The following is an 18,213-nucleotide window of genomic DNA, read 5'->3' as shown; positions in this document are numbered from 1 at the left end:
CGCACTCCCCGTTCGCTGTTCGCAGGTGGAGGCAGGCTAGCCGCCGCGTCCGACATCGCCGCTACGGCGACGCCGGGGCGCTCGGCTCGCGTCGTCCCCGAAGCCGACTCCTCGGCACCGGAGCCGGCAGTACGTTTGGCAGGCGGCACTGGGCACCGGGCACCGGGCACCGGGCGGGATTGTCGACCACACCGGTGGGGAATGCCGTCACCGCGAACGAGGTTGGGAAGCGACATGACAACCGTGGGAATGATCGGCAGTGGACACATCGGCGGCACGGTGGCGCGGCTGGCGGTGGCCGCCGGCTACGACGTCGTGCTGAGCAACTCGCGCGGCCCGGAGACCCTCAAGGACCTCGTCGACGAGCTGGGCGCGCGCGCCCGGGCGGCCACGGCACCCGAGGCCGCGACGGCCGGCGACCTGGTGGTCGTCACCATCCCGCTGAAGGCGTACCGGGACGTGCCGGTCGAGCCGCTCGCCGGCAAGCTCGTGCTGGACACCAACAACTACTACCCGGAGCGGGACGGCAGGTTCCCCGAGCTCGACTCCGGCGCCACCACCAGCAGCGAGCTGCTCCAGCGACACCTGCCGCGGTCGCGGGTGGTCAAGGTGTTCAACAACATCTTCTTCAAGCACCTGCACTCGCTGGCCCGGCCGACCGGCGCCGACGACCGCAGCGCGCTGCCCATCGCCGGTGACGACGCGGGCGCGAAGGCGGAAGCCACGGCCTTCCTCGACCGGATCGGCTACGACGCCGTGGACGCCGGGACGCTCGCCGAGAGCTGGCGCTACCAGCCGGACACCCCGGCGTACGGGACCATCTACTCGGCCGACCCGGCGAGCTGGGAGCGCGAGGCGCCCGCCGACGCCGCGCGGGTGCGCGCCGCGGTGGCCGAAGCCACCCGCTGAGCGCTCGGCGTTCCGGCCACCGTGCGATCGTGGCGCCGCAGACACCACGGCCGACCGCACCGCAGCCCAGGCCGGTCGCACCTCGGGCGGTGCGACCGGCCTGGGCGGGCTAGGCTGCGACCGTGCAGCTCACCACCGTGGACGACATCGGCACGGCCGAGCAGCGCATCGCGGGGCGGGTCGCCCGCACCCCGCTGCTCGCCTGCCCCCGCCTCGGCGACCCGCTGCGGCTCGACCTCGCGGTGAAGGCGGAGAACCTCCAGCACACCGGCAGTTTCAAGGTGCGGGGCGCGCTCAACGCGCTGATCGCCCGCGTCGAACGGGAGGGGGCGCCCGCCGGGCTGACCGCCTTCTCCGCCGGCAACCACGCGGCGGCCGTGGCCTTCGCCGGTCGCGCCTTCGGCCTGCCGACAGTCGTCTGCATGCCACCGCACGCGGTGCCGACCAAGATCGAGACGGTCCGCCGGTACGGCGGCGAGGTCGTCCTCACCGACGACCTGTCGGGCACCTGCCAGGCGCTGGCGGCGGAGCGCGGCTACCACCTCCTGCACCCCTTCGACGACCCCGACGTCATCGCCGGTCAGGCAACCGTCGGCAGGGAGATCCTGGCCGACGGTCCGCCGCCGGAGCTGGTCCTCGTGCCGGTGGGTGGCGGCGGGCTGATCAGCGGGGTGGCGGCGGCCGTCCGGGCGGCCGTCCCGACCGCCCGCGTCGTCGGCGTCGAGCCGGTCACCGCCAACGCCCTCGGCCACGCGCTGCGCACCGGGGGCGACGCCCTCACGGCGCGACCCGTGTCGATCGCCGACGGGCTGGCGGCTCCGTTCGCCGGGCGGCACACGCTGGCGCACGTCCGCGCGCTGGTGGACGAGGTGGTCGAGGTGCCCGAGGAGAGCATCCGGGCCGCCTGGTGGGAGCTGCTGGACGCGACGAAGCTCCTGGTCGAGCCGTCCGCCGCCGTCACCCTCGCCGCGTTGCGGGCCGGCCTGGTCGACGCCGGGCCGGGCACCCGTACCGTGCTGGTGCTCAGCGGCGGGAACGTCTCGCCCGCCACGCTCGCGTCGCTGGCCTGAGCGCCACCGGCGGGGCGTCGGGCCGTCCCGCTCCCCCGCCGCCGGCCCGGCGGGAACGGCGACCGGCCCGCCCCCGCCGCGCCGGATCAGACCGGGCGACGACCGGCGAAGCCGCACTCCACCCGGTGGTACCAGCGCACGTCGGTGTCCCCCTCCAGCCAGCACCAGAGCACCGGTCGGCCGTCGCGCTCACCGGGAAGGTCGAGCAGCACCGGCGCGACGCCCTTGACCTGGATGTCGTGCGAGTGCAGCTCCTCGACGAGGCCGTGCAGCCGCGCCTCCAGCCCCTTGACCTCGGCCAGTCCGCCGAGCGGGCTGGCGCCCCGGTCGGCCAGGTCGACGCGCAGCTCGGCCAGGTCGGCCCGCAGCCGGATCAGCTCGTCGACACGCGGACGCAGGGTGACGATCAGGTGGCGGGCCTGGGCGAGGGTGAACACCGGGCCAGTATGGAGCACCCGGCCCGCCGCGCGTGCCCGGCGAGCCACGCACCGGGCAGGGCCCGCCACGGCGGTCCGCGCCCGGCGAGGCCGTATCGCGCCCGGGTTTGTAGCTAACCTTCCTTGACGAGGCATCGACGTGTAGCTAAGTTTCGACCAGACGACGGGAGGGGCGACATGGAGCGCAGGAAGTTCCTGGCCGGAGCGGGTGCGGTGACCGCGGGCGCGGTCGCGGCGACGGCGTCCGGCGCGGCCGGCCACGCCACGCCCGGCATCCGCCGCGTGGAGACCGGCCTCGACGTGCTCGTCCGTTCCGACTTCGCCGACCTCGCCGGCCAGCGGGTGGGCGTCATCTCCAACCCCACCGGCGTGGACTCGGCCTACCGGCACCTGGTCGACCTGATGCACGCCGCCGGCACGGTGCGGCTGGCCGCCGCGTTCGGCCCCGAGCACGGCTTCCGCGGCTCGGCGCAGGCCGGGGGCAGCGAGGGCACCGGCATCGACGCCCGCACCGGGATCACCGTCCACGACGCGTACGGCGCCTCGCAGGCCAAGTGGGAGTCCATGTTCACCGAGGCCGGCGTCGACACCGTCGTCTTCGACATCCAGGACGTCGGCGTCCGCTTCTACACGTACATCTGGACGATGTACACCTCGATGGTGGCCGCCGCCCGCGTCGGCAAGCGGTACGTGGTGCTGGACCGGCCGAACCCGATCGGCGGCCGGGCGTACGGGCCGATGATGACCCCCGCGTACACCTCCGGGGTGGGCCTGAAGGAGATCGTCCAGCAGCACGGGATGACCGTCGGCGAGCTGGCCGGCTTCTTCAACGCCGAGTTCCTGCCCGCCGCCGCCGGCCGCCAGGTCGACCTGCACGTCGTGAAGTGCCGGCACTGGAAGCGCGACAGGCTGGCCGCCGACACCGACCTGCCCTGGGTGCTGCCCAGCCCGAACATGCCCACCACGGACACCGCGCTGGTCTACCCGGGCACCGGCCTGTTCGAGGGCGTCGCGTCGCTGACCGAGGGTCGGGGCACCTGCAAGCCGTTCGAGCTGATCGGCGGGCTGGCCGCCGACTTCGACTACCACTGGTCCGACCGGCTCAACGCCCGCGAGCTGCCCGGCGTCGAGTTCCGCGAGGCGTACTTCACGCCGACGTCCGCCGGGCAGAAGCCCGCGCTGCTCAACAAGCTCTGCGCCGGGGTCGAGGTCAAGGTCGTCGACCGGGAGACGTACGACCCCATCCGCACGGCGGTCGCGATGCTGGTGGAGGCGCACAGGTACGAGGCGTTCGCGTGGCGACGCGACTCGTGGGACGCCGTGCGGCCGTACTGGATCGACAAGCTGACCGGGTCACCGCGGCTGCGCACGATGATCGACGCGGGTGCCGACGTGGACGACGTGGTCGGCGCCTGGGCCGGCGAGCTGGCGGACTTCGACCGTCGACGCGAGCCCCACCTGCTCTACCGCTGACTCAGGCGTAGATCCAGCTGAAGGTCGCCAGGACGAGATAGCCGACGGGGATCAGGCAGGACGGCAGGAGGACGGCCACCCAGCTACGGCTCCGGGGTGCCTCCGGTGCTTGCGGCGCGGAGGCGAGGGGCGAGGTGACGAGGTCGTCGTCCAGGTCACGGGCCAGTTCCCGGTACTCGACGAACGCCAGGACGCCGACCACCACGAACAGCCCGACGGAGAGCACCGGGGCCGGGAGGGTCAGCAGGGCCGGAAGACCGAGCCGGTCGGAGGCCGCTGCCCCCACCGCGACGAGCGGCACCAGGGCGCTCAGGGGAACGCCGACCGCCCAGGGGTGACGGATCAGGGGTGACAACAGCTTGGGCAGGCTCAGCAGCGCGAGCAGGAACAGCCCGAGGCAGGCCAGCTGGACCCCGTTGTAGCTCAACTGCTCGCCGCGTGCCCAGGGGGTGACCGCCGCGGTGCCGACGAGCATGGCCAGCACCTGGGCGGCCGAGAGGATCGTGATCTTCCAGATCCCGGACCCGCGCTCCGGTGAGCCGTCCTCGTCGATCTGCCTGGCGTAGTCCGTCGGATCCCCGAACGCCTCCGTGGGCGTCTCGCCGGTCTCGGCGCAGTGCGCCTCGACCTCGCCCAGGTGCCCTCCGATCACGGGGCCGGGCACGTCTCGCAGTCGCAACTCGATCACGAAGTCGTCGCACCACTTCTGGTGGGCCTTCACGAACGGGCGTTGCCAGACCTCACGGGACCGGGCCTCGGCGTGCGGGGTGGTGTTCACGGGGTGCTCCTCGATGGGTGCCGGGGGCGGGGCAACGACAGGTCGTCGCCGGTGTCGCTGGTGGACAGGTGGTTGTCGACCCTGGTGGAGAACGCCTGCCACTGGGCGAGGCCGTGCGCGAGCTCCGCCCGGCCGGTCTCGGTGAGCGTGAAGTACTTGCGGCCCGGGCCGCCTTCACCGACCCGCCACTCGGCGGTGACCAGGTCGCTCTTCTCGAGGCGGGCCAGCAGCGGGTACAGGGTCCCGCCCTTGATCTCCCCGAAGCCCGCTTCGGCCAGTTCGGCGGCGATGGCGTAGCCGTAGGTCGGACCGGCAGCCATGATCCGCAGAACGCACAACCCCAGGACTCCACGGAGCCACTCGCTGGGTTGGGTGATGGTGCCCATGCCCTAGATAGTGTCTCTACTTAGACGCCCTGTCTAGTGACGCCGGTCGCATCAGGAAACTGCCGGACCGGCGGGATCGGTCAGCGGCCGCATGGACAAGCACGCTTGACATCGGCCGCGGATGCCAAGCAGACTTGTCATGGCAAGGATGCTTGACACAGGAGGGTGTCGGTTGAAGAACGACCTCCGTGAGCTACGGCAGGCCGCCGGGCTGTCCCAACGGGAGTTGGCCCAGGCCCTCGACGTCTCGCGACAGACGATCAACTCGATCGAGACCAGCCGCTACGACCCCTCCCTGCCACTGGCCATCGCCATCGCCCGCCACTTCCAACGCACCGTCGAGGAGATCTTCCATGTCGATTGAAGGTCGCAGCACCATGCGTAGGACACTCGTCGCCGCCGTCCTGCTGGCGTTCGTGGCGCTGGTGATCGCCGTGGGTCTGCTGCTGCGAGAGCGGGCTCCCGGCAACATGGGCGTCGGCTTCCTCCAGGGAGCGGCGGTCGGGCTGCTCGGCGCCCTGTTGATGGCGTGGCGGCTGATCAAACGACCGGAGCGCGCGACGACGTTCGAGCGGGCCTGGTCGCAGACCGGCGACGAACGCGACGACAACGTCCTCACCCGGGCCCTGGCCGTGCTGGGCCTGGCCTCGTTCCCGCTCACCGCGGTGGCAGCCATCGCCATCGCGCTCGGCGCCGAGCCGCCCATGGTGCTCGCGCTGCTGCTCATCGCCGAAATCACCGTCGGCGCGGTCGCCTTCATCGTCATCGACCGCCGAAGCTGAGCGGCCCACAGCCCAGGTACGCCCCGCACCACGGGCCACGCCGACCGCGTTGAAGCAGTCAGTCGGCCTGGGCGGCCAGTTCGCGGGCCCGGTCGCGGGCCGCCTCCAGGGCGGCGAGCAGCGCCGCGCGTACGCCGTGCTTCTCCAACTCGCGTACGGCGGAGATGGTGGTGCCGGCCGGCGAGGTGACCGCCTCGCGCAGCTTCACCGGGTGCTCGCCGGAGTCGCGCAGCATCACCGCCGAGCCGATCGCGGTCTGCACGATCAGCTCGTGCGCGACCTGGCGGGGCAGGCCGAGCAGGATGCCGGCGTCGATCATCGCCTCGACGAGCAGGTAGAAGTACGCCGGCCCGGAGCCGGAGAGGGCGGTGACCGCGTCCTGCTGGGACTCGGGCACCCGGACGGTCGACCCCAGCGGCTTGAACATCTCCTCGGCCAGCGCGAGGTGGGCCCCGGTGGCGTGCGCGCCGGCGGAGATCGCCGTCATCGCCTGGTCGACCAGCGCCGGGGTGTTGGTCATCACCCGCACCACGGGCGTGCCCTCGGGCAGCCGGCGGTTGAAGAAGCTGGTCGGCAGGCCGGCGCAGAGCGAGATGACCAGCTTGTCGGCGGGCACCTTCGGCCCGATCTCCTCCAGCAGGGTCGCCGCGTCCTGCGGCTTGACCGAGACGGCGAGCACCTCGGCCTCGTCCACCGCCGTGAGGTTGTCGACCACCCGGACCCCGTAGCGGGCGGTCAGCTCCTCGGCGCGGGCCGACCGGCGGGCGGTGGCGAGCAGCCGGTCCACCGGCCATCCCGACCGCAGCAGCCCGGAGAGCATCAGCTCGCCGATCTTGCCGGCCCCGATGACCGCGACCGTGTGCACCGAACCCGCCATCGGGCCGTACCCCCTCGCCGCGGATGGATCAGCTGCCGAAGAAGACCTCGGCCTCGGCGTACCGCTCCAGCGGCACGGTCTTCAGCTCGCGGGTGGCGTCGGCCAGCGGAACGCGGACGATGTCCGTGCTCTGCATGGCGACCATCTTGCCCCAGTCGCCCTCGTGGACCGCGTCGATCGCCTGGAGACCGAGCCGGGTGGCGAGCACCCGGTCGAAGGCGCTCGGGGTGCCGCCGCGCTGGATGTGCCCGAGCACGACGGTGCGGGCTTCCTTGCCGGTCTTGGCCTCCAACTGCTCGGCGAGCCACTGGCCGATGCCGCCGAGGCGGACGTGGCCGAACGCGTCGAGCTCCTGGTTGTGCAGGACCATCTGGCCGTCGAGCGGCTGGGCGCCCTCGGCGACCACGACGATCGGGGCGTACTGGTGCTGGAAGCGCTTCTCGACGTAGCCGGCGACCTGCTCGACGTCGAACTGCCGCTCCGGCAGCAGGATCACGTTGGCGCCGCCGGCCAGGCCGGCGTGCAGGGCGATCCAGCCGGCGTGCCGGCCCATCACCTCGACCACCAGCGTGCGGTGGTGGCTCTCGGCGGTGGTGTGCAGCCGGTCGATCGCCTCCATCGCGATGTTGACGGCGGTGTCGAAGCCGAAGGTGTAGTCGGTGGCGCCGAGGTCGTTGTCGATCGTCTTCGGCACGCCGATCACGTGGACCCCGAGCTCGTGCAGCTTGGTGGCCACGCCGAGGGTGTCCTCGCCGCCGATCGCGATGAGCGCGTCCACGCCCTGCGCGGCGAGGTTCTCCTTGATCCGCTCGACACCGTTCTCGATCTTGAAGGGGTTGGTCCGGGACGAACCGAGGATGGTGCCGCCGCGCGGCAGGATGCCGCGGACCTCCGCGATGCCCAGGGGGCGGGACAGGCCCTCCAACGGGCCCTTCCAGCCGTCCCGGAAACCCACGAACTCGTGACCGTAGCTGGCGACGCCCTTGCGGACCACCGCCCGGATGACCGCGTTGAGACCTGGGCAGTCGCCGCCGCCGGTGAGCACGCCGATACGCATGATCTGCTCATCCTCCTGGAGCATCAGGTGTAGCCCGATTTGCCCCAGGATATGTGTCGGATCAGACCATCGGCGCCGTTGCCGGCCCGGGGCGGGCCGTCAGACCGCACTGTAGTCGCCGCCGGCGTACGTCGACACCGCGCCCCGGGCCGGTTCCACCCACCGGTCGACCTACCAGTCAGTAGCTGACCTCGTGGTTCTCCCCCGCCTTCGGCGGCTTGCCGGTCACCGCCGCCTTGGCGTAGCCGAACAGACTGACCACCGTGCTCGACGGAGAGTCCCAGTACTCCGCCGAGACGGCGTGCACCCTGATCAGGGTGAGCCCGGGGGTCTCCAGCCCGTCCGGGAACCAGGCCTTGAGCACCGGGTTCCACAGCTGTTCGGCCTTTGCCCGGTCGTAGCCCTCCCGGGCGGTGCCCGCCACCGACACCCACGCGTTGCGCCGGGAGTCGGAGAAGGAGACGTTGACCTCGGGGTTCACCCGGATCTGCCGGACCTTGGCCGAGTCGGCGTACGCGAAGAACCACAGATCACCGTCGAACTCCGCCTCCTGCAGGCCCATCGGGCGGCTCACCATCCGGCCGTCCACCGCGATCGTGGTGAGCATGCAGATCCGCGCCTCGCAGATCAGCTCGGTGACCCGTCGCCGGGCCTCGGAGGCGCTCGTCGGTTCGTTGCTCATGGGACTCTCCCTCACATCGGCTCGACGTCGCACCGGTGCCCGGGACAGAACAGACCAAACCTACGAACCGGTCATCGCCCGCCACCGGGCCAGGTTGTGCCGGGCGTCGACCAGCGCGTCGTGCCGCGCCGCGTCGGCGTCCGGCAGCGGCGGGCGGCCCCGGTCGTCCCAGAGCTGACGCAGGTCCTTGGTGAACCGGGGGATCTCCCGGGGCAGCGCCGGCATGGCACCCCAAAGCTGCGCCAGAACCACGTGGTCGTACGCGGCGTACCAGGCCCACAGCTCCAACTGCTCCCCCGGGCGGTCCCGGATCGGCTCGACGAGGAAGTCGTACAGCTCGTCGCGGATGCGCTCACGCGAGCGCCAGGCACGGTTCGCCGGGGAGGGCAGCTTGTCGAGCACGTTGCGGCGCACCCAGGGCACGGCCCGCGAGTCGTCGAACTCGGTCGAGACGGCGTAGAACTCGCGGCCGTACTCGTCGACGACGCCGATCGACACCAGGTCGACGAGCCGGCCGTCCTCGATGAACTCGCAGTCGTAGAAGTAGCGGTAGACCATCACCGGTCATCCTCGCCCACGCCCGTCACCACCGGGCCACCGGGGCGGCCGGACCCGCCGCTCCGCCCGGCCCACCGGGTGGCCGGGACCGCCGCTCCGGCGGCGCCGACGCCTCCCGCCAGGCCGTTCGCCGCAGCTCGGGAGTGTCACGGAAGTGCTTCGAGGGGTGTACAGCAAGCGACCGGAGCGTCATGATCTGATGTGTACCGCTACCGGACGCCGAACCGGTGTCAACTCACCTCGTCGAGGGCCTTCAGGTTCGCCCGGTGAGCGAGTTGTGGTCCTTGACCGGGGAGGGGTTGGGCCGTGGAGATGCGCCTACCGGAGCCGGGTGACGCGCTCACGGGTGTGGAGATGTTCGCCGGGCTGGAGCCGGAGGTCCGGCAGCGGGTGATCGCCACGGCGGTTCCCCGCACGTACCGCAAGGGTCAGCTGCTCTTCGTCGAGAACGACCCCGGCGAGTCCCTCATCGTGCTGCGCCGGGGCGCGGTCGCGGTCTTCCGCACCGCGCCGACCGGCGAACGCGCGGTGCTGTCGGTCATCCGTCCGCCGGACGTGCTGGGCGAGGTCTCCCTGCTCGACGCCTCCACCCGGTCCGCCTCGGCCGAGGCGATCGAGGACTGCCAGGCGCTCGCGCTGTCCCGGGGCGCCTTCATGGAGCTGGTGCACTCCAACCCGCGCATCCTCGACGCGGTGATGCGCTCGCTCGGCGGGCTGATCCGCCGACTGACCGAGCAGAACGCCGACCACGTCTTCCTGGACCTGCCCGGCCGGGTGGCCAAGACCCTGGTGCGGCTGGCCGGCGAGAGCCAGGCCCCGATGATCACCATCGAACTCAACCAGAGCCAGCTCGCGGAGATGGCCGGCGGCTCGCGGCAGAGCGTCAACCAGGCGATCGGGTCGTTCGCCAACCGGGGCTGGCTGCGCACGGAGGGCCGGCGCATCGTGGTCACCGACGTGGCGGCGCTGCGTCGCCGCGCCGGCATGAGCGAGCGCTGAGGCGTACGCGGAAATGGGGCCGGAGCAGTCGCTCCGGCCCCTTCGCGCGTGGGGTGTCAGGGGGTGTTGCTGCCCGGGCCGACCCAGTTGGTGCTGCCCGGCCCGACCCACTCCGTGCCGTCCTTGCCGCCACCGGACTGCTCGCTGACGATCCCCTGCGCCTGGAGCGCGGCCAGCGTGGCGGCGTCCACGTCGACGGAGTCGCCCGCGAGGTGGCTCACCCCGTCGCCGTCGGTCCAGTCGCTCTGCAACATCACGTACACCATCGGGAATCCCCCTGTGGTCAATGGTCGACAATCAGCCGCCTGACTGTAACGGCAGGACCGGCCGGTGGACTGTCCACAAGCCAACAGCCCGGTACCCGACAGCTGGGCGGACGACGATACTGACACCACAACGGTGCCGATCGCGGTGCCGGAGTGATCGCAAGTGGAGGGTGTCATCGCCACGCAGTGTGACCGTTGTGGACGCACGGCCGCCGCGGGCGACCGCTTCTGCGGCGGCTGCGGCAACGAGCTGGGCGCGGTGTGTCCGCACTGCCTGCGCCCACTCGCCCGGGACGTGGCGTTCTGCACCTCCTGCGGCGCGGCCCGGCCGGGCACCGAGCGGCAGCCGGCCCCGCAGGAGGACCGCCGCCGGGTCAGCGTGCTCTTCGTCGACCTGATCGACTTCACCCCGTACGTCGAGCAGGCCGACCCGGAGCTGGTCCGGGGCATGCAGACCGGCTTCTTCTCGGCCGCCCGCCGGGTCGTGGGCCAGTACGGCGGGGTGGTGGAGAAGTACATCGGCGACGCGGTGATGGCCCTGTTCGGCGCGCCGGTGGCGACCGAGACCGACGCGCTGCGCTGCGTGCGGGCCGGCCTGGAGCTGCAACGGGTGCTGACCCGCTTCGCCCCCACCGGTGCGGACGCGCTGCGCTTCCGGGTCGGGGTGGCCACCGGCGAGGCGCTGGTCGACGTGGCCGCCGCCCGCGACGGCGGTCAGGCGATCGTGGCCGGCGACGTGGTCAACACCGCCTCCCGGATGCAGTCCGTCGCCCCGCCGGGCGGGGTGCTGGTCTGCGGCGTGACGCACGCCCTCACCCGGGACGCGATCCGCTATTCGGAGCAGCCGCCGGTCACCCTGCGCGGGCGGTCGACGACGACCGAGGTGTGGCTGGCCCTGTCCCCGGTACGCCGGCAGCAGACCGACCGGCAGCCGGACGTCACGCCGCTGATCGACCGCGAACACGAGCTGGGCATGCTGATCAACGCCCTGCACCGCTCGCTGCGCGACCGCCGCCCGCAGGTGGTGACCGTCTTCGGCCGGGCGGGGCTGGGCAAGAGCCGGCTGGTCCGGGAGCTGTACCGGCACGTGGACCAGTTGGTCGACGAGCCGCTGACCTGGCGGATCGGGCGGTGCCCGCCGTTCGGCGAGAACGTCACGTTCGCGGCGCTGGCCGACATCGTCAAGGCCGAGGCGGGCATCCTCGACACCGACCCGGCGTCCAGCGCCGCCCAGCGGCTCGCCTCCGCCGTCGGCGAGCTGGTCGGCCCGGGCGAGCGGCAGCGCCTCGTCGACGCCCTGCGGCCGCTGGTGGGCCTGCCGGGCACCCCGCTGCCGGCCGAGGAGACCGAGTCCGCGTGGCGGCGCTTCCTGCTCGCCCTGGCCGCCCGGCGGCCGACGGTGCTGGTCTTCGAGGATCTGCACTGGGCCGACGACGCGATGCTGCGCTTCGTGGAGCTGCTCGGCACCGCCGCCCGGGACGTGCCGCTGCTGCTGCTCTGCACCGCCCGGCCGGAACTCGTCGACCGGGACCCGAGCTGGGCGGGAACGATCACCGGCTCGGTGACGATCACCCTGCCGCCGCTTCGGGACACGGGCATCGCCGCGCTCTACGCCCACATGTTCGGCAAGGCGGCCTTCTCCGCCGACATGCTCACCCCGCTCATCGAGGTGGCCGGCGGCAACCCGCTCTACGCCCACGAGTACGTCCGGATGCTGATCGAGCAGGGCGCGCTGCGCCAGTCCGGGCGGGGCTGGTCGCTGGAGAAGCACCTCGACCTGCCGATGCCGGAGAGCGTGCACGCCGTCATCGCCAACCGCATCGACCTGCTCGACACCAAGGAACGCACGGTGCTGCTGGCCGCCGCCGTGGTCGGCGTGCAGTTCTGGCCTGGGGCCGTGGCCGCCGCGCTCGGGCAGCCCGTCGAGTCGGTGGAGCGCGCGCTGCGCCGGCTGGAGCAGCGCGACTTCGTGCACGAACAGGCCGCCTCCACGATGGCCGGCCAGCCGGAGTACCGGTTCCGGCACGTGCTGGTGCGCGACGTCTGCTACCAGCGGCTGCCCCGCACCGAACGGGTGGCGCGGCACGAGCGGACGGCGCAGTGGCTGGACATGCTCTCGCAGAGCCGGGACACCGACCTGGCGGAGGTGCTGGCCCACCACCGCTGGGCGGCGCACGAGATCGCCCGGACGCTGGGCATGGAGATCGGCCGGTACGCCGGCGCCGCCCGGGCCGCGCTGCACCGGGCGGCCCGCCGGGCGTACGCGCTGCACAGCCTCGACGCCGCGGCGAGCCACGCGGGCCGGGCGCTCGGGCTGGCCGACGACTCCGACCCGGTGGGTCGGCTCCAGCTCGAGCTGCTCAGTACGGAGATCTCGTTCTACCGGGACGGCAACGGCTTCCTCTCCGGCGGCGGCCCGGAGCAGGTGCAGGCGCTCGCCGAGCGGCTGCTGGCGCACGGCGACGACGCCTGCGCGGCCCGCGCCTGGACGCTGCTCGGCCAGGCCGCGTGGCTGCGCGCCGACCGGGCCGCCGCCCTGGCCTGCCTGGACCGGGCCGTGCAGCTCTTCGCCCCGCTGCCGGACAGTCCCCAGAAGGCCGACGCCTACGCCGAGCTGGGCCGGCTGCACATGCTCAACTACGAGCGCGACCCGGCGGTCGCCGCGGCCGAACGGGCGGCGGAGATCGGCGAGCGGCTGGGGCTGACCGAGACCCGGACCAACGCCCAGATCACCTCGGCCATCGCCCGCTACCAGGCCGGCGACCGCTCCGGCCTGGACGAGCTGCACGCGATCGTCGAGGTCAGCCGGGCCAACCAGCTGATCGCCCTGCCCCGGGCCATCCAGAACCTCGTCTACGCCGTCTGCGAGGAGGGCGACTGGCTGCGCTCCGACGCCCTGCTCTCGTCGTTGCCGAAACGCAAGGCCAGCGGGCAGACGCTGACCACGAGCTACTCGGCGGAGGCGATGCGCGCCTGGTTCGAGGGCGACTTCGACCGGCTGCTGTCCGCCGCCGAGGCCTTCGTGGACACCCCGACGGGCAGCTGGGACATGCAGGTGCGTGGCCTGCGCTCCTGCCTGCTGGTGCTGCGCGGCGTACGGGTGCCGCCGGCCCGCTCCGCGGGCGGCGACGTCGCGGCGTTCCGCGACGACGTGGCCGCCGCGCTCGACGCCGCCCGGCGAAGCGGATTCCACCGGTTGCACTGGACCATGCTGGGGATGGGCGCGCTCTGCCGGGCGTTGCAGGGGCACCGGGAGGAGGCCGCAGCGCTGATCGACGAGCTGGCCGACTCCTGGTCGGCGGTGCCGGCGCTGGCCAGCGGCGAGTGGATCGCGGCGGCCGGCTACGCGGCCAGCCTCGCCGGGCGGAACGCGGCGGCCCGGGTGCGCGCGATGCTGGACCGGGTGGGCCACCGTACGCCCTGGTCGGAGGCGGCGCGGCGGACGGTGACCGGCGCGCTGGCCGCCGCGGACGGCGACCACCGGCGGGCCGCGGAGCTGCACCTGGCCGGCGCCGAGATCTACGCCGGCATCCCGGACGTGACCGACCGGATGCTCGCGCTGACCTTCGCCACCGTGGAGCTGGAGCGGGCCGGCGAGTCGACGGCGGGCCGCCCGGAGCTGGCCGAGCTGCGCGCCTTCGCGTTGCGCAACGACGCACCCGTCCTGCTGGACCTGGCCCGCCCTCCGACGGCCCCCGCCGACACCGCCGTGGCCTGCTGACCCGGCGGTGCGACGAGGCCCCTCAGGCGGGGACCGGTTCCCGGGCGGCCGGGCCGGCGGGCGGGTTCTTGGCCTTCTGGGCGTACGTGTCGACGTACTCGCGGCCGGAGAGCTCCATCAGCTCGTACATGATCTCGTCGGTCACCGCACGCTCGACGTAGCGGTCACCGGCCATGCCGGCGTAGCGCGAGAAGTCCAGCGGCGGGCCGAACCGGATCCGTACCCGGGCGATCTTGGGGATCAGCTTGCCGGGTGGCTGGATCTCGTCGGCGTTGAGCATCGCCGTCGGGACCACCACGGCGCCACTCTCCAGGGCCAGCCGGGCCACGCCGGTCTTGCCCCGGTAGAGCCGCCCGTCCGGCGAGCGGGTGCCCTCGGGATAGATGCCGGCGATGCCGCCGCCGCGCAGTACCCCCAGCTGGGTGTCCAGCGCCGCCCGCGCCGCCCGGCCGCCGGAACGGTCGACCGGGATGGTGCCGGAGCCGACGAAGAACATCTTCGTCAGCCAGCCCTTGACGCCCTTGCCGGTGAAGTACTCGGCCTTGGCGATGAACGTCACCCGTCGCTTCACGACCAGCGGCGTGAAGATCGAGTCGGAGAACGACAGGTGGTTGCTGGCGAGGATCACCGGCCCGGTGTCGGGCACGTGGTGCAGCCCCTCGACCTGCGGGCGGAAGACCAGCCTCAGCAGCGGGCCGAGGAGGACGTACTTCATCAGCCAGTACAGCACCGGCGTCCTTTCCCAGAGGTTTCGCGACGCCGCCGCGGTCGTCGCGGGTCCGTCGTGGCATGAGCCTACGAACCCGATGCCGGCCGCCACAACGTGAGCCCGCCCGCGTCGCGCCTCCGTCCATCCGGGACGGCCGCGCCGGGGGGCTCTTCGACGGTCCCGCCGGCCCCGATCCCGGCTGTCGGGCGGCCGGCCGGCGGTGTCGCCTGCCGACGTACCGCCGCCGATCCTCAATACCGCGTCAGGCGACGGCCGGTCGGGACACCCGGCGGCTCCGCGGGGCGGCCGGCGGCACCTACGCTCGTGGGGTGCGGGAGGCCGGGGCGCGGCGGGGAGCGGGCAGGTTGGTCCGGCTGCCCCGGGCCATGGTGCTGGACCTGCTCATCGGCGTGGCCGTCTCGACGTCGTGGCGGCGGCGCTCACCGCGAACCTGGGCGGCGACCGGGGCCGCGACGTTCCCGCCTACCTGTTCGCCGTCGGGCTTCGGGGCGATCCGGGCCGGCGCGTCCGGTTTCCTGCTCATGGACACCGGCCCCGACGCGGTCGAACGACGAGATCGTGCCGTCCTGCACATCAGCCCGGCGACCGCCCGCACGTACGTGAGCCGGCTGCTGGCCAAGCTGCACGCCCGGGACCGCTCGCAGCTCGTCGTGGCGGCGTACGAGAGCGGTCTGGTGCGGCCGGGCTCCCCGCCCACGCCGGACTGAGCGCCGGGGCGGCCTGCCCGGCAGCGGCGGCTGCGGGTGGCACGGCCCCCGGCGGCGGCTGCGAGCGGCACGGCCGGCGCGGCGGCGGCTGCGAGCGGCACGGCCGGCGCGGCGGGCGCGGGACTCCGTTGAAAAGCATTCAGCAAGAACGGACATAAATCCCCGGTCGCGACCTGCGGGAGGGACCCTGACTTCGCACGCCGCGCCACAAGGCACTCCCGGAACCGGGGCCGGACGTGTCACGATTCAAGGCACGGCGTGCGGGTCGGCGCCGAGGGGGCTCAGGCGGCCGCGCCGCGGGCGCGTGATGAGGAGGATGTCGGTGTCAGCGGGTGGGGCCCGCCGGGGACGGCGGGACAACGGGCTCGACGCGAACGAGTACGCCGTCGCCGGTGACGTGGATCCGCGCGTCGGTGAGCACCTGCTCGACGTCCTCGCCGCCGGCGGGATCGCCGCCTACCTCCAGCCCTCGGCCGACCTGAACCCGGTCACCCGCACCACCACCGTCCCGGCCCGTCCGGTCGACCGGCTCTACGTCGACCGCTCGCACCTGCGGACGGCACGCGACTACCTGACCCAGCTCGCGGACGAGACGGCCCCCGAGAAGCCCCGCGACGACGAGCCGGACATCGAGGCCGAGTGGGCCCGCATCGTCGCCGGCTTCCACACCACCGCCCCCCACGGCGGCGACAACCCGTGGCCCGCCGCCGAGGACGTGGACGACCCGTCCGGCCCCGCCGGCGGGCCCGTGACCGTCGGCACACCCGACGAGCCCACCGTGCCGACCGCCACCGACGTGCGCCGGCTGCCCTACGCGGCCGACATCTCGGGCGTGTCCCTCTCCCGGGGCCCCCAGGACGAGCCGTCCCTGCTCGACGGGCTGGACACCTTCGGCGCGGACCTGCCCGACGACGAGGCGGAGGACGAGCGCTACACCCCGCCGCCGCCCCCGCCCCTGCCGCGCTTCTCGAAGTACGCGGTGGTCGGCGTGCTGGCCATGGTGCTCGGCTTCGTGCTCTTCCTGTTCCCGTCGGTCTTCCCCGTGGCCGACCCCGGGCTGGTCAACCTGCTCGGCTTCACCGGCATCCTGGCCGGCTTCGTCGCGCTGATCTGGCGGCTGCGGCCCGGTGACGACGACGAGCGCGACCCGGACGACGGCGCGGTCGTCTGACCGCCGACGCTCCCACCCGACGACGTTCCCGCCCGCATCCCGGGACGGCGGGTGCCCCGAGCCCAGGTCGCAACACTGGTGTAACTTACTGTCAGTAGGAATACCGCTGTCCGTCACATCCCTCGCTGACTGCCCGGTTCGTTCCTCCGCTGCGGCGGTCACTCCCCTGCTGATCGGAATGCCCGAGATGCGACAGAGTTCCCTCGTGGTGGTGGCCAACCGCCTGCCCATCGACGACAGTGTGGCGCCCGATGGCGCCTGCGAATGGCGCCGCAGCCCCGGCGGCCTCGTCAGCGCCCTGCACCCCCTGCTGCGGCACACCCCGGCGACGTGGGTCGGGTGGGCCGGCGGCACAGGCCCGGCACCCGCCCTGCCCGACGTGGACGGCGTCCGGATGCACACCGTCGCGCTGACCGCCGACGACCTGCGCGACCACTACGAGGGCTTCGCCAACGCGACCCTCTGGCCGCTCTACCACGACTCCGTGGAGCAACCCGAGTACCACCGGCGCTGGTGGGAGGCGTACCAACGGGTCAACCAGCGGTTCGCCGAGGCCACGGCCGACGTGGCGGAGCCCGGCGCGGTCGTCTGGGTGCAGGACTACCACCTGCAACTGGTGCCCGGCCTGCTCCGGGAGTTGCGGCCCGACCTGCGGATCGGCTTCTTCCTGCACGTGCCGTTCCCCCCGCCGGAGCTGTTCATGCAGCTACCGCGCCGCGCCGAGCTGCTGCGCGGCATGCTCGGCGCCGACCTGGTCGGTTTCCAGCGCTCCCAGGCCGCGCACAACTTCGCCCAGCTCGTGGCGAAGGTGCTGGACGTGCCCGCCGACGACCGGCGGATCGTCGTCGACGACCGGGTGGTCCGGATCGGCGCCTTCCCCGTCTCCATCGACACCGTTGAGCTGGCCGCGCTGGCCACCCGACCCGACGTGGCCGAGCGGGCCGCCCGGCTGCGCCACGACCTCGGCAGCCCCGAGCAGGTCATCCTCAGCGTCGACCGGATGGACTACACCAAGGGCATCGAACAGCGGCTCAAGGCCTACAGCGAGCTGATCGCCGACGGGCACGTCAAGGTGCGCGACACCGTGCTCGTACAGGTGGCGGTGCCCAGCCGGGAACGGGTCGGGCAGTACCAGATCCTCCGCGAACGGGTGGAACGCGAGGTCGGGCGGATCAACGGCGAGTTCGGCCGGGTCGGCGAGCCGGCGATCCACTACCTGACCCAGCCGTTCGACCGCGTCGAGCTGGCCGCGCTCTACCGGGTCGCCGACGTGATGGCGGTGACCCCGCTGCGCGACGGGATGAACCTCGTCGCCAAGGAATACGTCGCCGCCCGGGTCCATGACACCGGTGCGCTGCTGCTCAGCGAGTTCGCCGGCGCCGCCGCCGAGCTGCCGCAGGCGTACCTGGTCAACCCGCACGACCTGGAGGGCCTCAAGCAGGGGCTGCTCGCGGCGCTGCGGGCGGACCCCGAGGACCTCGGCGCGCGGATGCGGGCCATGCGGGCGCACCTGCACCGGCACGACATCCGGGCGTGGGCCCGCTCCTACCTCGCCGCCCTCGACGACGACGGCTCCCTGCTGACCCGGATGGGCGCCGCCGGCTGACGGC

General features: G+C 73.0%; 19 protein-coding genes. 10 read left to right on the top strand and 9 right to left on the bottom strand.

Going from position 1 to position 18,213, the window contains the following annotated elements; all coding sequences use genetic code 11:
- Positions 1-135: 135 nt before the first annotated feature.
- Positions 136-909 carry an NADPH-dependent F420 reductase gene (locus KBX06_RS07270; RefSeq protein ID WP_256442303.1) on the top strand — a complete coding sequence of 258 codons (774 nt, stop codon included), beginning with the start codon at positions 136-138 and terminating at the stop codon, positions 907-909.
- A gap of 122 nt (positions 910-1,031) precedes the next feature.
- Positions 1,032-1,979, top strand: a complete 948-nt coding sequence (locus KBX06_RS07265; RefSeq protein ID WP_210833446.1) for a threonine/serine dehydratase — start codon at positions 1,032-1,034, stop codon at positions 1,977-1,979.
- Positions 1,980-2,065: 86 nt separating this feature from the next.
- On the opposite strand, the gene KBX06_RS07260 is transcribed toward KBX06_RS07265, so the two are convergent.
- Positions 2,066-2,416 carry a DUF2203 domain-containing protein gene (locus tag KBX06_RS07260; protein ID WP_307854484.1) on the bottom strand — a complete coding sequence of 117 codons (351 nt, stop codon included), beginning with the start codon at positions 2,414-2,416 and terminating at the stop codon, positions 2,066-2,068.
- Positions 2,417-2,593: 177 nt separating this feature from the next.
- Here KBX06_RS07260 and KBX06_RS07255 point away from each other — a divergent pair, with 177 nt between their 5' ends.
- Positions 2,594-3,889 carry an exo-beta-N-acetylmuramidase NamZ domain-containing protein gene (locus KBX06_RS07255; protein WP_210833444.1) on the top strand — a complete coding sequence of 432 codons (1,296 nt, stop codon included), beginning with the start codon at positions 2,594-2,596 and terminating at the stop codon, positions 3,887-3,889.
- A 1-nt stretch (position 3,890) separates the two neighbouring features.
- Here the strand turns inward: KBX06_RS07255 and KBX06_RS07250 are convergent, their stop codons facing one another.
- The gene (locus tag KBX06_RS07250; protein ID WP_210833443.1) at positions 3,891-4,667 is read right to left on the bottom strand and encodes a hypothetical protein; all 777 of its coding nucleotides are present in this window, start codon (positions 4,665-4,667) and stop codon (positions 3,891-3,893) included.
- Positions 4,664-5,053: a PadR family transcriptional regulator gene (locus KBX06_RS07245; protein WP_210833442.1), complete on the bottom strand. Its 390-nt coding sequence runs from the start codon at positions 5,051-5,053 to the stop codon at positions 4,664-4,666. The genes KBX06_RS07250 and KBX06_RS07245 overlap by 4 nt, the downstream gene beginning before the upstream one ends.
- Positions 5,054-5,225: 172 nt before the next feature.
- Between KBX06_RS07245 and KBX06_RS07240 the strand changes: the two genes are divergently transcribed.
- The gene (locus tag KBX06_RS07240) at positions 5,226-5,417 is read left to right on the top strand and encodes a helix-turn-helix transcriptional regulator (RefSeq protein ID WP_210833441.1); all 192 of its coding nucleotides are present in this window, start codon (positions 5,226-5,228) and stop codon (positions 5,415-5,417) included.
- On the top strand, positions 5,407-5,835 hold the full coding sequence (locus tag KBX06_RS07235; protein ID WP_210833440.1) for a hypothetical protein: 429 nt from the start codon (positions 5,407-5,409) through the stop codon (positions 5,833-5,835). Before KBX06_RS07240 ends, KBX06_RS07235 begins: the two co-directional genes overlap by 11 nt.
- Positions 5,836-5,893: 58 nt before the next feature.
- On the opposite strand, the gene proC is transcribed toward KBX06_RS07235, so the two are convergent.
- The 4 genes from proC to KBX06_RS07215 form a co-directional block, all read right to left on the bottom strand.
- Positions 5,894-6,712, bottom strand: coding sequence for a pyrroline-5-carboxylate reductase (gene proC, locus KBX06_RS07230; protein WP_210833439.1), 819 nt, complete (start codon positions 6,710-6,712; stop codon positions 5,894-5,896).
- Between the two features lie 28 nt (positions 6,713-6,740).
- Complete coding sequence (locus KBX06_RS07225) at positions 6,741-7,769, bottom strand: 6-phosphofructokinase (RefSeq protein WP_121400914.1); 1,029 nt, start codon at positions 7,767-7,769, stop codon at positions 6,741-6,743.
- 178 nt (positions 7,770-7,947) lie between these two features.
- The gene (locus KBX06_RS07220) at positions 7,948-8,451 is read right to left on the bottom strand and encodes a pyridoxamine 5'-phosphate oxidase family protein (RefSeq protein WP_210833438.1); all 504 of its coding nucleotides are present in this window, start codon (positions 8,449-8,451) and stop codon (positions 7,948-7,950) included.
- A 60-nt stretch (positions 8,452-8,511) separates the two neighbouring features.
- A complete protein-coding gene (locus KBX06_RS07215; RefSeq protein ID WP_210833575.1) occupies positions 8,512-9,009 on the bottom strand; it encodes a polyadenylate-specific 3'-exoribonuclease AS in 498 nt (165 codons plus the stop codon).
- 306 nt (positions 9,010-9,315) lie between these two features.
- Between KBX06_RS07215 and KBX06_RS07210 the strand changes: the two genes are divergently transcribed.
- Positions 9,316-10,008, top strand: coding sequence for a Crp/Fnr family transcriptional regulator (locus tag KBX06_RS07210; protein ID WP_210833437.1), 693 nt, complete (start codon positions 9,316-9,318; stop codon positions 10,006-10,008).
- Between the two features lie 56 nt (positions 10,009-10,064).
- On the opposite strand, the gene KBX06_RS07205 is transcribed toward KBX06_RS07210, so the two are convergent.
- Entirely contained in the window at positions 10,065-10,274 is a 210-nt protein-coding gene (locus tag KBX06_RS07205; protein WP_210833436.1) for a hypothetical protein, read from the bottom strand.
- A gap of 163 nt (positions 10,275-10,437) precedes the next feature.
- Here KBX06_RS07205 and KBX06_RS07200 point away from each other — a divergent pair, with 163 nt between their 5' ends.
- The gene (locus tag KBX06_RS07200; protein WP_210833435.1) at positions 10,438-13,995 is read left to right on the top strand and encodes an adenylate/guanylate cyclase domain-containing protein; all 3,558 of its coding nucleotides are present in this window, start codon (positions 10,438-10,440) and stop codon (positions 13,993-13,995) included.
- 22 nt (positions 13,996-14,017) lie between these two features.
- Here KBX06_RS07200 and KBX06_RS07195 read toward each other — a convergent pair whose 3' ends face one another.
- On the bottom strand, positions 14,018-14,725 hold the full coding sequence (locus tag KBX06_RS07195; RefSeq protein WP_210833434.1) for a 1-acyl-sn-glycerol-3-phosphate acyltransferase: 708 nt from the start codon (positions 14,723-14,725) through the stop codon (positions 14,018-14,020).
- 308 nt (positions 14,726-15,033) lie between these two features.
- Between KBX06_RS07195 and KBX06_RS07190 the strand changes: the two genes are divergently transcribed.
- From KBX06_RS07190 to KBX06_RS07180, 3 genes are all read left to right on the top strand, one after another.
- A complete protein-coding gene (locus tag KBX06_RS07190; RefSeq protein WP_307854483.1) occupies positions 15,034-15,432 on the top strand; it encodes a hypothetical protein in 399 nt (132 codons plus the stop codon).
- A 322-nt stretch (positions 15,433-15,754) separates the two neighbouring features.
- Positions 15,755-16,603 carry a DUF308 domain-containing protein gene (locus KBX06_RS07185; protein WP_210833433.1) on the top strand — a complete coding sequence of 283 codons (849 nt, stop codon included), beginning with the start codon at positions 15,755-15,757 and terminating at the stop codon, positions 16,601-16,603.
- Positions 16,604-16,790: 187 nt separating this feature from the next.
- Entirely contained in the window at positions 16,791-18,209 is a 1,419-nt protein-coding gene (locus KBX06_RS07180) for a trehalose-6-phosphate synthase (protein WP_210833432.1), read from the top strand.
- Positions 18,210-18,213 lie beyond the last annotated feature (4 nt).

Origin of the sequence: Micromonospora sp. C31 (assembly GCF_018070575.1) — a bacterium.
In the GTDB taxonomy this organism is placed as follows: Bacteria; Actinomycetota; Actinomycetes; order Mycobacteriales; family Micromonosporaceae; genus Micromonospora.
The sequence above is the reverse complement of the archived record's forward strand: the minus strand, read 5'-3'. Positions and strand labels throughout refer to the sequence as shown.

Excerpts from the sequence above, each read along its gene's own strand:
- KBX06_RS07255 (WP_210833444.1), top strand. The coding sequence starts at position 2,594 with ATGGAGCGCAGGAAGTTCCTGGCCGGAGCGGGTGCGGTGACCGCGGGC.
- KBX06_RS07245 (WP_210833442.1), bottom strand. The coding sequence starts at position 5,053 with ATGGGCACCATCACCCAACCCAGCGAGTGGCTCCGTGGAGTCCTGGGG.
- KBX06_RS07235 (WP_210833440.1), top strand. The coding sequence starts at position 5,407 with ATGTCGATTGAAGGTCGCAGCACCATGCGTAGGACACTCGTCGCCGCC.
- proC (WP_210833439.1), bottom strand. The coding sequence starts at position 6,712 with ATGGCGGGTTCGGTGCACACGGTCGCGGTCATCGGGGCCGGCAAGATC.
- KBX06_RS07225 (WP_121400914.1), bottom strand. The coding sequence starts at position 7,769 with ATGCGTATCGGCGTGCTCACCGGCGGCGGCGACTGCCCAGGTCTCAAC.
- KBX06_RS07220 (WP_210833438.1), bottom strand. The coding sequence starts at position 8,451 with ATGAGCAACGAACCGACGAGCGCCTCCGAGGCCCGGCGACGGGTCACC.
- KBX06_RS07215 (WP_210833575.1), bottom strand. The coding sequence starts at position 9,009 with ATGGTCTACCGCTACTTCTACGACTGCGAGTTCATCGAGGACGGCCGG.
- KBX06_RS07205 (WP_210833436.1), bottom strand. The coding sequence starts at position 10,274 with ATGGTGTACGTGATGTTGCAGAGCGACTGGACCGACGGCGACGGGGTG.
- KBX06_RS07180 (WP_210833432.1), top strand. The coding sequence starts at position 16,791 with ATGCGACAGAGTTCCCTCGTGGTGGTGGCCAACCGCCTGCCCATCGAC.